Source organism: Flavobacterium sp. LHD-85, from assembly GCF_030929595.1.
Lineage (GTDB): Bacteria > Bacteroidota > Bacteroidia > Flavobacteriales > Flavobacteriaceae > Flavobacterium.
The window spans coordinates 486,927-501,710 of sequence record NZ_JAVFVR010000001.1 but is presented as its reverse complement, the minus strand read 5'-3'; the positions used below and the strand labels follow the sequence as shown (position 1 = coordinate 501,710).

General features: G+C 35.9%; 11 protein-coding genes. 10 read left to right on the top strand and 1 reads right to left on the bottom strand.

Annotated features, from left to right (window positions below; translation table 11 throughout):
* Window positions 1-48: 48 nt before the first annotated feature.
* The 3 genes from infB to RB618_RS02160 all read left to right on the top strand — a co-directional run bounded on the left by infB (window position 49) and on the right by RB618_RS02160 (window position 4,538).
* The gene (infB, locus tag RB618_RS02170) at window positions 49-2,925 is read left to right on the top strand and encodes a translation initiation factor IF-2 (protein WP_111379242.1); all 2,877 of its coding nucleotides are present in this window, start codon (window positions 49-51) and stop codon (window positions 2,923-2,925) included.
* 227 nt (window positions 2,926-3,152) lie between these two features.
* Entirely contained in the window at window positions 3,153-3,953 is an 801-nt protein-coding gene (locus tag RB618_RS02165; RefSeq protein WP_308067280.1) for a phosphatase PAP2 family protein, read from the top strand.
* Window positions 3,954-4,025: 72 nt separating this feature from the next.
* The gene (locus RB618_RS02160; RefSeq protein ID WP_308067279.1) at window positions 4,026-4,538 is read left to right on the top strand and encodes a DUF4920 domain-containing protein; all 513 of its coding nucleotides are present in this window, start codon (window positions 4,026-4,028) and stop codon (window positions 4,536-4,538) included.
* 77 nt (window positions 4,539-4,615) lie between these two features.
* Here the strand turns inward: RB618_RS02160 and RB618_RS02155 are convergent, their stop codons facing one another.
* Window positions 4,616-5,005 (bottom strand): SPOR domain-containing protein, encoded by a 390-nt coding sequence (locus RB618_RS02155; protein WP_111379241.1) that lies wholly within the window; start codon window positions 5,003-5,005, stop codon window positions 4,616-4,618.
* Window positions 5,006-5,225: 220 nt separating this feature from the next.
* On the opposite strand from RB618_RS02155, the gene RB618_RS02150 reads away from it, so the two are divergent.
* From RB618_RS02150 to RB618_RS02120, 7 genes are read left to right on the top strand one after another with little or no spacing between them, the layout of a single operon-like run.
* On the top strand, window positions 5,226-6,560 hold the full coding sequence (locus RB618_RS02150; protein ID WP_308067833.1) for a c-type cytochrome: 1,335 nt from the start codon (window positions 5,226-5,228) through the stop codon (window positions 6,558-6,560).
* Window positions 6,561-6,592: 32 nt separating this feature from the next.
* Window positions 6,593-9,643, top strand: a complete 3,051-nt coding sequence (locus RB618_RS02145; RefSeq protein ID WP_308067278.1) for a TAT-variant-translocated molybdopterin oxidoreductase — start codon at window positions 6,593-6,595, stop codon at window positions 9,641-9,643.
* A 34-nt stretch (window positions 9,644-9,677) separates the two neighbouring features.
* Window positions 9,678-11,081, top strand: a complete 1,404-nt coding sequence (gene nrfD / locus RB618_RS02140) for an NrfD/PsrC family molybdoenzyme membrane anchor subunit (RefSeq protein WP_008466839.1) — start codon at window positions 9,678-9,680, stop codon at window positions 11,079-11,081.
* Window positions 11,074-11,598 (top strand): DUF3341 domain-containing protein, encoded by a 525-nt coding sequence (locus RB618_RS02135; protein WP_111379238.1) that lies wholly within the window; start codon window positions 11,074-11,076, stop codon window positions 11,596-11,598. The genes nrfD and RB618_RS02135 overlap by 8 nt, the downstream gene beginning before the upstream one ends.
* Window positions 11,599-11,606: 8 nt before the next feature.
* Window positions 11,607-12,152 (top strand): cytochrome c, encoded by a 546-nt coding sequence (locus RB618_RS02130; protein WP_308067277.1) that lies wholly within the window; start codon window positions 11,607-11,609, stop codon window positions 12,150-12,152.
* A gap of 27 nt (window positions 12,153-12,179) precedes the next feature.
* Entirely contained in the window at window positions 12,180-13,574 is a 1,395-nt protein-coding gene (locus RB618_RS02125; RefSeq protein WP_308067276.1) for a quinol:cytochrome C oxidoreductase, read from the top strand.
* Between the two features lie 19 nt (window positions 13,575-13,593).
* Window positions 13,594-14,784 (top strand): cytochrome c oxidase subunit II, encoded by a 1,191-nt coding sequence (locus tag RB618_RS02120; protein ID WP_308067275.1) that lies wholly within the window; start codon window positions 13,594-13,596, stop codon window positions 14,782-14,784.

Genomic DNA, 14,784 nt, shown 5'->3' with positions numbered 1-14,784 from the left:
GCGTCTGCTCTAACAACACAACGAAAAAGGTAATAATAAAAAGGTTATATGTCTGAAGAGAGAGTAATAAGAATAAACAAGGTTTTAAGGGAATTAAATATTTCGTTAGAAAGAGCTGTGGATTATCTAAAAGATAAGGGAATTGCTATTGATGCAAATCCAAATGCAAAAATTTCTGATAGCGAATTTAATATCCTTCAAAGCCAATTTGCGGGCGATAAGGGGAACAAGGAGGCTTCTAAAGAGGTTGGAGAAGAGAAAAGAAAGGAAAAAGAAGCATTGCGTGTAGAGCGTGAGAAAGAAATTGAAGACAAACGCAGACAAGAAGAAGAGCGTCAAAAACAGCAAGAAATAATTAAAGCGAGAGCGGTTGTTTCGGGACCTGTACAAGTTGGTAAAATTGACTTAAATCCAAAAAAGCCTGCGATTACTCCTTCTGAGGAAACGGCTAAGGTTGAAGAACCAAAAGTTGTTGCTGCGCCTGTGCAGCCAGAAAAGCCTGTTCAAAATGAAACAGTAAAATCTGAACCAGTTGTTTCAACTCCTGTTTCTGAAGTTAAAAAAGAAGAACCTATTATTACTGAGAAAAAAGAAGTTAAAGCAGAATCTAAAGTTGCTCAGGAGCCTATCGTGTCTACTGATCCAACAACTTCAGAGGAAACTATTACGACTCAATATCAAAAGCTTACTGGAACAACTCTTACAGGTCAGACAATTGATTTATCTCAATTTAATAAGCCTAAGAAAAAGAAAGAAGATCCTAAAGCGGCTCAGAATAAACCTGGAGCTCCTGGAGTTGGCAATAATAATAACGCAAATAAAAACAAGCGTAAAAGAATTGGTCCAAAGCCGGGTACCCCTGGTGCGCCAAAACCTGCTACAGGTAATGCGCCTGGAACGCCAAATCCAAATAACAAACCAGCTCAAGGTAACAATGGCGGAGGTTTTAATGCTAACAGAAGCCAAAGACCTGGTTTTGTAAAAGGAAACCGTCCTGCAATTGTGGCTAAAGTTGAGCCAACAGAAGAAGAAGTAAAAAACCAAATTAGAGAAACTCTTGAAAAACTTCAAGGTAAGGGAGGAAAATCTAAAGCGGCTAAATATAGAAGAGATAAAAGAGAAACGCACCGTCAGAAATCTGATGATGAGCAAAGAGCTCTTGACGAAGGAAGTAAAACAATTAAAGTTACGGAGTTCGTTACTGTAGGTGAAATTGCAATCATGATGGATGTGCCGATTACTAAAGTAATTGGAACTTGTATGTCTCTTGGTATCATGGTTACCATGAACCAGCGTCTAGATGCTGAAACATTAACTATTGTAGCAGATGAGTTTGGTTACGACGTTGAATTCATTACAGTAGATATCGAAGAAGCAATAGAAGTTGTAGAAGATAGAGAAGAAGACTTAGTAACAAGAGCGCCAATTGTGACAGTAATGGGTCACGTTGACCACGGTAAAACATCTTTACTGGATTATATCCGTAAAGAAAATGTAATTGCTGGTGAGTCTGGAGGTATTACTCAGCACATTGGAGCGTATGGAGTTACTTTGGATAACGGACAAAAAATTGCATTCCTAGATACTCCGGGTCACGAGGCGTTTACCGCGATGCGTGCACGTGGAGCTCAAGTTACCGATATCGCTATTATCGTAGTTGCGGCAGATGATGATATCATGCCACAAACAAAAGAAGCAATTTCTCACGCACAAGCTGCGGGAGTGCCAATTATATTTGCAATCAATAAAATTGATAAACCAAACGCGAATGTTGATAAAATTAAAGAGCGTTTGGCTGGTATGAATTTACTTGTTGAAGATTGGGGTGGAAAAATTCAATCACATGATATTTCTGCAAAAGTCGGAACAGGGGTTAAAGAATTGCTAGAGAAAGTTTTATTGGAAGCAGAGATCTTAGATTTAAAAGCTAATCCAAATAAAGCGGCTCAAGGAACTGTTGTTGAAGCTTACTTAGATAAAGGAAAAGGATATGTGTCTACGATTTTAGTGCAGCAAGGTACTTTGAAAATTGGAGATTATATGTTGGCTGGTAAACACCATGGTAAAGTAAAAGCAATGCATGATGAAAGAGGGCATACTATTTTAAGTGCTGGTCCTTCGACTCCAGTATCTGTTTTAGGTTTAGATGGAGCTCCAACGGCGGGTGACAAGTTCAACGTTTTTGAAGATGAAAAAGAAGCAAAACAAATTGCATCTAAACGTTCTCAATTAATGCGTGAGCAGTCAGTTCGTACTCAAAGACATATTACACTTGATGAGATTGGACGTCGTATCGCTCTTGGTCAGTTTAAAGAATTGAACGTAATTCTTAAAGGAGACGTGGATGGTTCTGTTGAAGCATTATCAGATTCGTTCTCTAAACTTTCTACAGAAGAGGTTCAGATCAATATTATCCATAAAGGTGTTGGTGCAATTACGGAGACCGATGTTAACTTGGCTTCTGCATCAGATGCAATCATTATCGGATTTAACGTTCGTCCAGCAGGAAATGCAAGACAGCTTGCTGATAAAGAAGAAATTGATATCCGTTACTATTCTATCATTTACGCTGCTATCGATGACTTGAAAGATGCGATGGAAGGAATGTTAGCGCCAGAAATGAAAGAAGAAGTTTTAGGTAATGCTGAAATTCGAGAGATTTTTAAAATTTCTAAAGTGGGTTCAATTGCTGGATGTATGGTTACTGATGGTAAAATCTTGAGAACTTCTAAAATTAGAGTTATTAGAGATGGAGTTGTTGTTCATACAGGTGAATTAGTTGCCTTGAAGCGTTTCAAAGACGATGTGAAAGAAGTGACTAAAGGTTACGATTGTGGTATCCAAATAAAAGGATTTAATGATATCGAAATTAATGACGTTATCGAAGCTTACCACGAAGTAGCAATCAAGAAGAAATTGAAATAAAATTCAATTCATATGTTTAAAAGTCCCAATGAAAATTGGGACTTTTTTTGTTTTAGTTTTAAATGTATTGATTCCGCGATCAAGAGAACAATTTTTATAAATGTGTTTCATTTTGTAATATGAAACCTAAATAAAAGATTTAACGACGGTTTGGTTAGTAGGTTATTTGTTTCTTTGCGTAATAATTTTCTTTTTTTTAAATATTAACTGTATGTGAAAGAATATTGTTGGGTAAAAATATTTGTACTGATATGAGGATAAGGATAAATCATATTGTGAATGCAATTTTTGGCAGGAGTTTTAAATCAGAGAATCCTGTTAGTAATTTTACTAATGTTCAGCAGTTAAGAGAAATAATGCCTGCTTTGTTAGAGGGGTATTTGTCTGAATCAGAAATGCCAAACAGTCTTCTTTTGTTATCCCCACCTCCAGAACACAACTCAAGTCTTTTTGAATCTGATTTAGAATATGCAAGAAAGGCTTTGGAATCTAAAGATGATGAGCGTTTTTTACAAGCAGCAAGAGATGCAGATCTGTCTTTTCCTTTTGCGGTTAAATCATTTGAACCAATTATAGGTATAGCGATTAGTGAGTCAAAAACTCCTAAGCTTTATATACTGATGCGAAGAGTTATGACAGATGCAGGATTGTCTACTTATGCAGCAAAAAATCATTATAAGCGCGAGCGTCCGTTTATGGTTAATAATCAAAAAACATGCACTCCGGATCAGGAAAATATATTGTACAAAGTGGGGTCGTTTCCTTCAGGTCATGCTGCAGTTGGTTGGGCATGGTCATTGGTTTTAATTAAGCTTTTTCCGGAGAAAGAGAAGGAGATCTTGAAGCGTGGATATGATTTTGGTGAGAGTCGTGTTGTTTGTAATGCGCATTGGGATAGTGATGTAAAGATGGGCAGGGTTATGGGACAGGCGGCTGTTGATTGTCTTTGGGCTAATTCAAATTTTTTGGCTGATTGGAATAGTGTTGAAAAAGAGCTACGGCAGATTTTAGATTCGAATTCAGAATGAACTGAAGTGGTAGTGGATTTGAATAGGTATTTTCGGATTTTAATATTATTTTTGAGTGTAAATGATGTAAATATGAAAAGAGTTTTAATATATGCGATCTGGGTTTTTATAAGTTTTTCAACAGTATCTTTTTCTCAAGAGAGTGTTGAGAAACCTGCTCCGCCAAAAGGGAATGCTTTAGTAGGTGATTATTATGGAGCAGATGTCTCGGAAATTGTTTTAAATAATGCGATTTCTGTTGAAAAACTTGAAAGCGAATTAGATATTGCTAAAAAGCTAGAAGCAATTGCAGTAAAAGGTGAAGTGGCGGATGTTTGTGAGAAAAGAGGATGCTGGATAACTCTTAAAACGGAAGATGGTTCATCTTTCTTTGTGAAAATGAAAGATTACGCTTTTTTTGTGCCTACTGAGTTAAAAGGTAAAAATGTAGTTTTAGAAGGAAATGCCGAAAAGAAAATAACATCGGTTGAAGAGCTTAAACATTATGCAAAAGATGCTAAGAAAGGAAAGGCAGAAATAGATGCGATTAAAATGCCAAAAGAAGAAATACGTTTTCTAGCGGCTGGGATCAAAGTGGTAAATTAGATTTAAAAGTTGTAATTCTGAAATAGATACAAAAAAAGCGAGATGTAAAAATCTCGCTTTTTTTGTATCTGTATGAATTATTTTCCAGGTTTAAGTAAAAAGACGCTTTTGTATCTTTTTTTGATTTCTGCCAAATTTCTTTCGGCTTCTATTCTGGTTTTAAAATTTCCGACAATTACTTTATAATTAGGGGTGCTAAAAATAATGGTTCCGTCAATGTTTGAGTTTTCTCTTTTGAAATCCGATAACGTTTTTTTTGCTTCATCGCTTTTACCGCTAAAGATTTGGATTCTGTAAGTATCGTTTGTATTTATTGACGTGTTAATTTTGCGCTTTTCATTCAGTAGCTGCTCAAATTTAGGATCTTGATTCAGTGTTAAATTTTGGTCTTGAGCATTAATATTGTGTGCAAAAGCAATCGTTGTAATTGTTAATAAAAGGCTTTTAGAAGGACTTAAAATTCTCATAATGTGATGGTTTTTATGCAAAAATACTATTTAAAGTTTGAGTGTGAAATTTTAATATTATTTAGAATTGATATAAATTGATAATTAAGACTATTTTAAGGTTTTGAGAATAGCTCATAAGTCGTATTTTTGTGCAAGTTTTAAAAGAGGGTATAGGTTTTTGCTGGATTTAGTACAGAAAAAATCATACCAAAAATTAGTAGACAATTATTTATACTATATGAAAAAGGTGGGTAACCATAATTCGATCTCAAGAAAATTGCTGCTTGGCTTATCGCTAACGTTAATTTTCTCCCTAACTTCATTTGCTCAAGATGCTCCTGCTCCGGCGGCGCCTGAGGCTGCTGCGGCTGCTCCAGCTGCAGGAGGCGGTGATCCAGTAAAAGGGAAAGAACTTTTTAATGCAAATTGCGCTGCATGTCACAAATTAGATGCTAAATCAACTGGTCCTGCTTTAAGGGGAGTTGCTGATAAGCATGACAAAGCTTGGATTTACAAGTGGGTGCATAACAGTTCTGACATGATTAAGTCAGGTGATGCTGTTGCTGTTAAACTTTTTGAGGAAAATAACAAAGCTGTAATGACTTCGTTTCCTCAATTGTCTGAAGGAGATATTGATAATATTTTAGCTTATACTTCTGAGCCTAAGGCTGAACCAGCTGCGGTTGCAGGAGGTGCTGCAACTCCTCCTGGAACTAACGTAGAAGGTGGTGCTATTTCAAATAACATTATTTTAGGAGCTCTTGCTCTTGTAATGGCTATTTTAGTTGTGATGTTGTTTATGGTAAACAAGGTTTTAACTAAAGTTGCAAATAAAAACGGTATTGAGGTTGCTCCAAAAGAAGAAAGACTTCCAATCTGGAAAGCTTTCGCTAGAAACCAGTTCTTGGTTTTGGTAACTGCAATCTTCTTGCTTTTGGCTAGTGGTTATTTTGTGTACGGATACTTAATGCAAGTAGGTGTGGATCAAAATTATGAGCCAATTCAGCCAATTCACTACTCTCACAAAATTCACGCTGGCGATAACGAAATCAATTGTAAATATTGCCACTCTGCTGCTCGTGTAAGTAAAACAGCTGGTATTCCTTCTTTAAATGTTTGTATGAACTGTCATAAAAATATTTCAGAGGTTGCTGAAACTACTGCTACTCCTGAGTACAGCAAAGCATTCTATGATGCTCAAATCCAAAAATTATATGATGCTGTTGGATGGGATAAGACTAAACAAGCTTATACTGGAAAAACAATGCCTGTAAAATGGGTTCGTATTCACAACTTGCCTGATTTCGTTTACTTCAACCACTCACAACACGTTACTGTTGCTGGTATTGAATGTCAAACTTGTCACGGACCAGTACAAGAATTTGAAATCATGAAGCAATACTCTAAATTAACAATGGGATGGTGTGTTGATTGCCATAGAAAAACTGATGTTAAGATGGAAGGTAATGCTTACTATGACAAAATTCATGCTGAACTTTCTAAAAAATACGGTGTAGAGAAATTAACTGCAGCGCAAATGGGAGGTTTAGAGTGTGGTAAATGCCACTATTAATCGATTTATTAAGATTTTAATATATATATACAATGTCATCAAACAAAAAATACTGGAAAAGTGTTGAGGAGCTAGAAAATAGCTCTATTGTTGAGGCGCTTAGAAATAACGAATTTGTTGAAGAAATTCCTACTGATGAGTTTTTAGGTAATGCTGAGGCTTTAGCTACATCAGGAACTTCACGTCGTGACTTTTTAAAGTACGTAGGGTTTAGTACAGCGGCTGTAACATTAGCTGCTTGCGAAGGTCCGGTTCACAAGTCTATCCCTTATGTATTGCAACCAGAGCAAATCATCCCTGGTGTTGCGGATTATTATGCAACTACAGTTTTTGATGGATTTGATTTTGCTAATCTTTTGGTGAAAACTCGTGAGGGTCGTCCAATTAAAATTGAAAACAATACAATTGCTGGAGCTAAATTTTCTGCGAATGCTAGAATTCATGCATCTATCTTAGGTCTGTATGATAGCGCTCGTTTGAAAGAGCCAAAAGTAGACGGTCAAAATTCTTCTTGGTCAGCTGTAGATTTGAAAATCAAATCTAGTTTAGCAGATGCTAAAGCTAAAGGTGGTCAAGTAGTATTATTAACTAATACTTTAGCGAGTCCATCTACAGAAAAATTAATTGGAGAGTTTATTGCAAAAAATCCAAACGCTAAGCACGTTGTATATGATGCAGTTTCTTCATCTGAAGCATTAGATGCTTTTGAAGCTGTTTACGGTCAAAGAGCTTTAGTTGATTATGATTTTTCAAAAGCTTCTTTAATTGTTTCTGTTGGAGCTGATTTCTTAGGAGATTGGCAAGGTGGAGGATATGATACTGGATATGCGCAAGGACGTATTCCTCAAAACGGAAAAATGTCTCGCCACTTTCAGTTTGAATCAAACATGACATTATCTGGAGCTGCTGCTGATAAGCGTGTTCCAATGACTGTAGCTGCTCAAAAGCAAGCTTTAGTTCAAATTTATAATATTGTTGTAGGTGCTTCTATTCCTGTTGCTTTAGAAGGAAACTTTAAAACTGAAGTAGTAAAAGCTGCACAACAACTTAAAGCTGCTGGTTCAAAAGGAGTTTTAGTATCTGGAATTGAAGATAAAAATGCTCAATTATTAGTTTTAGCTATCAATCAAGTATTGGCTAGTGAAGCTTTTAGTACTGCCGGAGCAAGACAAATTAGAAAAGGTTCTAATGCTGCAGTTGCACAGTTAATTAAAGATTTGAATGCTGGAAGTGTTCACACTTTAATTATGAGCGGAGTTAACCCAGTTTATACTTTAGCTGATTCAGCTTCTTTTGTATCTGGATTGAAAAAAGTTAAAACATCAGTTGCTTTTTCATTAAAAGAAGATGAAACTGCGTCAATTGTTTCAATTGCTGCACCAGCTCCTCACTATTTAGAATCTTGGGGAGATCTTGAGCTTACAAGTGGAACATATAGCTTAACTCAGCCTACAATCCGTCCTATTTTTAATACAAAACAATTTCAAGATGTTTTATTGTCAGTAAACGGTGCTGCTGGTACTTATTATGACTATTTAAAAGCAAATTCTGGAGCTTACACTGCAGGTGCTTCTTGGAATAAAGTTTTACACGATGGTGTTGCTGTTTTAGGAACTTCAGCATTATCTGGAGGAGCTATTGATGCTGCTACTGCTGCAAATGCTGTTGCAAAATCTAAATCTGCTGGTGATTTTGAATTAGTATTATATACTAAAACAGGATTAGGAGACGGACAACACGCTAACAACCCTTGGTTGCAAGAGTTTCCAGATCCAATCACAAGAGTTTCTTGGGATAACTATGTAACAGTTTCTAATGCAGATGCTAAAAAACTTGGTTTATCAAACGAAATTGTTGCAAACGGAGGTTTAAATGGTAGTTATGCTACTATTACTGTTGATGGAACAAAATTAGAGAATGTTCCAGTTATCGTTCAGCCTGGTCAAGCAGTTGGTACTTTAGGTCTAGCTCTTGGATATGGACGTAAAGCAGCTCTTAAAGAAGAAATGCAAGTAGGTTTAAATGCTTACGCTTTATATAAAGGTTTCAATAATGTTCAATCAGTATCTATTGCTAAAGCTGGAGGAGTACATGAGTTTGCTTGTGTACAAGGTCAGAAAACTTTAATGGGTAGAGGAGATATTATTAAAGAAACTACTTTAGAAATATTCAATACTAAAGATGCTGAACATTGGAACGAAAAACCAATGGTATCTTTAGATCACCAAGAAGTTGAGGCTACTACTGTAGATCTTTGGGAATCATTTGATCGTACAACTGGTCACCACTTCAACCTTTCAATTGACTTAAATGCTTGTACTGGATGTGGAGCTTGCGTTATCGCTTGTCACGCTGAAAACAACGTTCCTGTTGTAGGTAAAGCAGAGGTAAGAAGAAGCCGTGATATGCACTGGTTACGTATCGATAGATACTACTCTTCTGAAAGTACTTTTGAAGGTGATAATGAAAGAAAAGAAGGAATTGCTGGTTTATCTAGTTCATTATCTACATTTAATGAAATGGAAAAAGCAGGAGATAATCCTCAAGTTGCATTCCAACCTGTAATGTGTCAACACTGTAACCACGCACCTTGTGAGACAGTTTGTCCTGTTGCAGCAACTTCTCACGGTCGTGAAGGCCAAAACCATATGGCTTACAACAGATGTGTTGGTACTCGTTACTGTGCAAACAACTGTCCATATAAAGTACGTCGTTTTAACTGGTTCTTATACAACAAAAACAGCGAGTTCGATTATCATATGAACGATGATTTAGGACGTATGGTTCTTAATCCAGACGTTAACGTACGTTCTCGTGGTGTTATGGAGAAATGTTCTATGTGTATCCAAATGACACAAGCAACTAAATTAAAAGCTAAAAATGAAGGCCGTCCAGTTAGAGATGGTGAATTCCAAACAGCTTGTTCTAGTGCTTGTTCTTCAGGAGCGATGATATTTGGTGATGTAAATGATAAAGAAAGTAAAGTTGCTAAATTAGCTGCTGACGAAAGATCATACCACTTATTAGAGCATGTAGGTACAAAACCTAATGTGGTTTACCATGTTAAAGTTAGAAATACTTAGTAAAATTATTAATTAAGAAACAATATAAAGGATTATGTCGTCTCACTACGAAGCACCCATTAGAAAACCTTTAGTTATTGGTGATAAATCTTATCACGATGTAACTGTAGATGTAGCTGCACCTGTTGAGGGGCCTGCAAACAAGCAATGGTGGATTGTATTTTCAATCGCATTAATAGCCTTCCTTTGGGGGTTAGGTTGTATAATTTACACCGTATCTACCGGTATCGGAACATGGGGATTAAATAAAACAGTTGGCTGGGCTTGGGATATTACTAACTTCGTTTGGTGGGTTGGTATTGGTCACGCCGGAACATTAATTTCTGCGGTATTATTACTTTTCCGTCAACGTTGGAGAATGGCCATCAACCGTTCTGCTGAAGCTATGACTATTTTCTCAGTAGTTCAAGCAGGTCTTTTCCCAATTATTCACATGGGGCGTCCATGGTTAGCATACTGGGTATTACCTATACCAAACCAATTTGGATCATTATGGGTAAACTTTAACTCACCTTTACTTTGGGACGTATTCGCGATTTCAACGTATCTTTCGGTATCATTAGTTTTCTGGTGGACTGGTTTATTACCTGACTTTGCAATGCTTCGTGATAGAGCTATCACACCATTTAATAAAAGAGTTTATTCTATCCTAAGTTTTGGATGGAGCGGTAGAGCAAAAGACTGGCAGCGTTTTGAAGAAGTATCTTTAGTATTAGCTGGTTTAGCTACTCCACTTGTACTTTCTGTACACACGATTGTATCTATGGACTTTGCTACTTCTGTAATTCCTGGATGGCATACAACAATTTTCCCTCCATACTTCGTTGCTGGAGCGGTTTTCTCTGGATTCGCGATGGTAAACACATTGCTTATCGTTATGAGAAAAGTATCTAACCTTGAAGCATACATCACGTTACAGCATATTGAGTTAATGAACATCATTATCATGATTACTGGATCTATCGTTGGTGTTGCTTACATCACTGAGTTATTCGTAGCTTGGTATTCAGGTGTAGAATATGAGCAATATGCATTCTTAAACAGAGCTACTGGGCCTTACTGGTGGGCATATTGGTCAATGATGACATGTAACGTGTTCTCTCCTCAGTTCATGTGGTTCAAAAAATTAAGAACTAGTATCATGTTCTCATTTATCATTTCGATTGTAGTAAACATCGGTATGTGGTTTGAAAGATTCGTAATTATTGTTACTTCTTTACATAGAGATTACCTTCCATCTTCTTGGACAATGTTCTCACCAACATTTGTTGATATTGGAATTTTCATTGGAACAATTGGTTTCTTCTTCGTATTGTTTTTATTATACTCTAGAACATTCCCTGTAATTGCTCAGGCAGAGGTTAAAACAATTTTGAAAGGAACAGGAGATAATTACATTAGAGAAAGAGCAAACAGTAAAGATTCACATCATGAGTAATAAAGTTATATACGCCATTTATAATGACGATGACGTTTTGATGAGTGCAGTAAAGAAAACTAGAGCTGCTCATCATCATATTGAAGAGGTTTTTACTCCATTCCCGGTTCACGGATTGGATAAAGCCATGGGATTAGCACCAACAAGATTAGCAATATGTGCTTTTTTATATGGATGTGTTGGTATTTCTGTTGCAACAACTATGATGGGGTACATCATGATTCATGACTGGCCGCAGGATATTGGAGGTAAACCAAGTTTTAGTTTCATCCAAAATATGCCATCTTTCGTGCCAATTATGTTTGAGATGACTGTATTCTTTGCAGCTCACTTAATGGTAATTACTTTTTACATGAGAAGTAGATTATGGCCTTTTAAAGAAGCTGAAAACCCAGATGTAAGAACAACTGATGACCACTTTTTAATGGAGGTTGCTGTAAATGATAACGAAGCTGAGTTAGTTTCTTTCTTTGAAGGAACTGGAGCTGTTGAAGTTAAAGTAATAGAAAAGAATTAATTGTAGCTATGAAAAGGATATATAAAATAACACTTTTAGTTGGTATAACTATTTTAGTTTCATCTTGCCACAATAATTCGGCACCGAACTATCAGTATTTCCCAAATATGTATGAGTCTGTTGCTTACGAGCCATATTCAGAAGCAAAAATATTTAAGGGAGGAAAAGAAGGACAGCTTCCTGTTGCAGGAACTATCAATAGAGGTTTTGAACCTTATGAATATGAAAATTCAACGGCTGGTTATGAATTAGCAAAAGCTAATCTAAAATCACCATTGACAGAAGAAGAGAAAAACTCTGGAAAAGGGAAAGAACTTTTCGAAATTTACTGTATCAGCTGCCATGGTGCAACTGGAAACGGTAAAGGTAAATTGGTTGAGAGAGAAAAATTTCTTGGAGTACCTAGCTATAAAGACAGAGAGATCACTGAAGGAAGTATTTTTCATGTTGAGACTTATGGTTTAAATGCAATGGGTTCACATGCAAATCAATTAAGTGCTCACGAACGTTGGTTAGTTGCTGACTATGTTCTGAAACTAAAAAGCCAATTATAATTGTTGAACAAACTGATCGTAATAGATATGTATACATTTTCAAGTAAATTAAAAACTTTTTCTATCATCTTAATGGCCGTTGGTTTATTAGGAATTGGGTATGGTTTTTTAAGTGCACCAAAAGATATTCAAGAAGTTGAAAAAATACTAGCTGCAGATGAACATGGTTCGCATGGTGCTGCACATGAAGAAAAAGCGGAGGCATCTCACAAAGAAGCAGGTCATCATGAAGCTGCTGAAGCTGCACATGACGCTCACAAAGGAGCTGCACATGCTGAAGTTTCTGGTGCAAATGAGCACGAAAAACATTTAGAGCACGTATTGCACCAATTGCAAAATAAGCCTTGGTCTGCTGTATATGTAGCTTGTATTTTCTTTTTACTGCTTTCAATGGGGGTTTTAGCTTTCTATGCTATCCAACAAGTTGCTCAAGCAGGTTGGTCTCCAGTTTTGTTTAGAGTTATGCAAGGTATCACAGCTTATTTACCAGCTGGTTCTGTTATCTTCTTTATACTTTTAGTATTATGTGGATTGCACTTCAACCATATCTTTGTTTGGTTAGCTGAAGGGGTTGATAAACCTGGAAGTCCTAACTATGACGCAATTATTGCGGGTAAATCTGGCTATTTAAACTTTCCTTTCTGGATCGTAAGAGCGGCTATCTTTTTATTAGGATGGAACTTATACCGTTACTATTCAAGAAAGAACTGTTTAGAGCAAGATGAGGCAAATGATGATCTTTACTACAAAAAGAACTTCAAAGCTTCTGCTGGATTCTTAGTATTCTTCATTGTGTCTGAGTCTATCATGGCTTGGGATTGGATTATGTCATTTGATCCACACTGGTTTAGTACATTGTTTGCTTGGTATGTATTTGCTTCTTTCTTCGTAAGTGGTATTACAACTATTGCATTAGTAACAATTTATTTAAAATCAAAAGGATATTTAGAGTATGTAAATACAAGTCATATCCATGATTTAGCTAAGTTCATGTTTGGTATTAGTGTATTCTGGACTTATTTATGGTTCTCTCAATTCATGTTGATTTGGTATGCTAACATTCCAGAAGAGGTAACTTATTTTGTAACAAGAATTCAGTTATATAACCTTCCTTTCTTTGGAGCGGTTGTTATGAACTTTGTTTTCCCATTATTAATATTAATCAATACTGACTTTAAACGTCTTAACTGGGTTGTTGTAATGGCTGGTATTGTGATATTATTAGGTCATTATGTTGATTTCTTTAATATGATTATGCCTGGTACAGTAGGAGACAAATGGTTTATTGGAGTTCCTGAAATTGCATCGATTCTTTTCTTCTTAGGTCTATTTATATTTGTTGTATTTACTGCATTAACTAAATCTCCTTTGCTTGCAAAAAGAAATCCTTTCATCGAAGAAAGTAAACATTTTCATTATTAATATTTAAAGAAGTAAACAGATGACAAGTTTGTTGGTAATTATAGTTTTAGTTTTATTAGCAGTTGCATTATGGCAATTGACGAAGATATTTGATCTTACTCAAGTAGGAGCTTCTTCGGACGATTCTCAAGTTGCATCAGATAATGACAATAACGTTCAGGGATATATTATGTTTGGCTTTTTAGCTTTCATTTATATATTTACGATTTATGGTTTACTAAAATGGGGTAATTTGGCACTTCATACCCCTGCTTCTGAGCATGGTGGTTTAGTAGATAATTTAATGAACATTACTTGGGTTTTAATTTTTACAGTTCAAGTAATTACACAAGGTTTATTATACTGGTTTTCTTTTAAATATAAAGGTAACAAAGAGAAAAAAGCATTATTCTTTGCTGATAGTAATAAACTAGAGGCTATCTGGAGTATTATTCCTTCTGTTGTTTTGGCTTGTTTAATTCTTTACGGATTATACGCTTGGAATAATATCATGTTCGTTGATAAAGATGAAGATGTAATCGAAATCGAATTATATGCTCAACAGTTTAAATGGACGGCAAGATATGCTGGACAAGACAATGTTTTAGGAAAAGCTAACGTTCGTTTAATCGAAGGAGTAAATACATTAGGAGTTGATATGTCAGATCCTAATGCTCAAGATGATATCGTAGTTTCTGAATTACATATCCCTAAAGGTAAGAAAGTTCACTTTAAAATGCGTTCTCAGGATGTATTGCACTCTGCTTACTTTCCTCACTTTAGAGCACAAATGAACTGTGTTCCTGGTATGGTTACTGAATTTGCTTTCGTTCCAACTTATACTACTGCGGAATATAGAGAATTACCATTTATGGTTGAAAAAGTTGCTAACATCAACAAACTTAGAGCTGAAAAAAGCAAGGAGTTAGTTGCAAAAGGTGGTACAGCTTTAGATCCTTACACATTTGATTATTTATTATTATGTAATAAAATCTGTGGAGCATCTCACTATAATATGCAAATGAAAGTTGTTGTAGATTCTCCTGAAGACTATAAAAAATGGTTAAGTGAGAAAACTACTTTGGCTCAGGATATCGCTGCTGCAAAGGCTGCTGAAAAACCAGCTGAAGGAACTGCTCCAACTACAGATTCTACTGCAAAAGTAATTGACACTGTTAAAGCTGTTGTTGATACTGTTAAAGCAGCTGTAGCTAAAGTTGCATTGAAATAA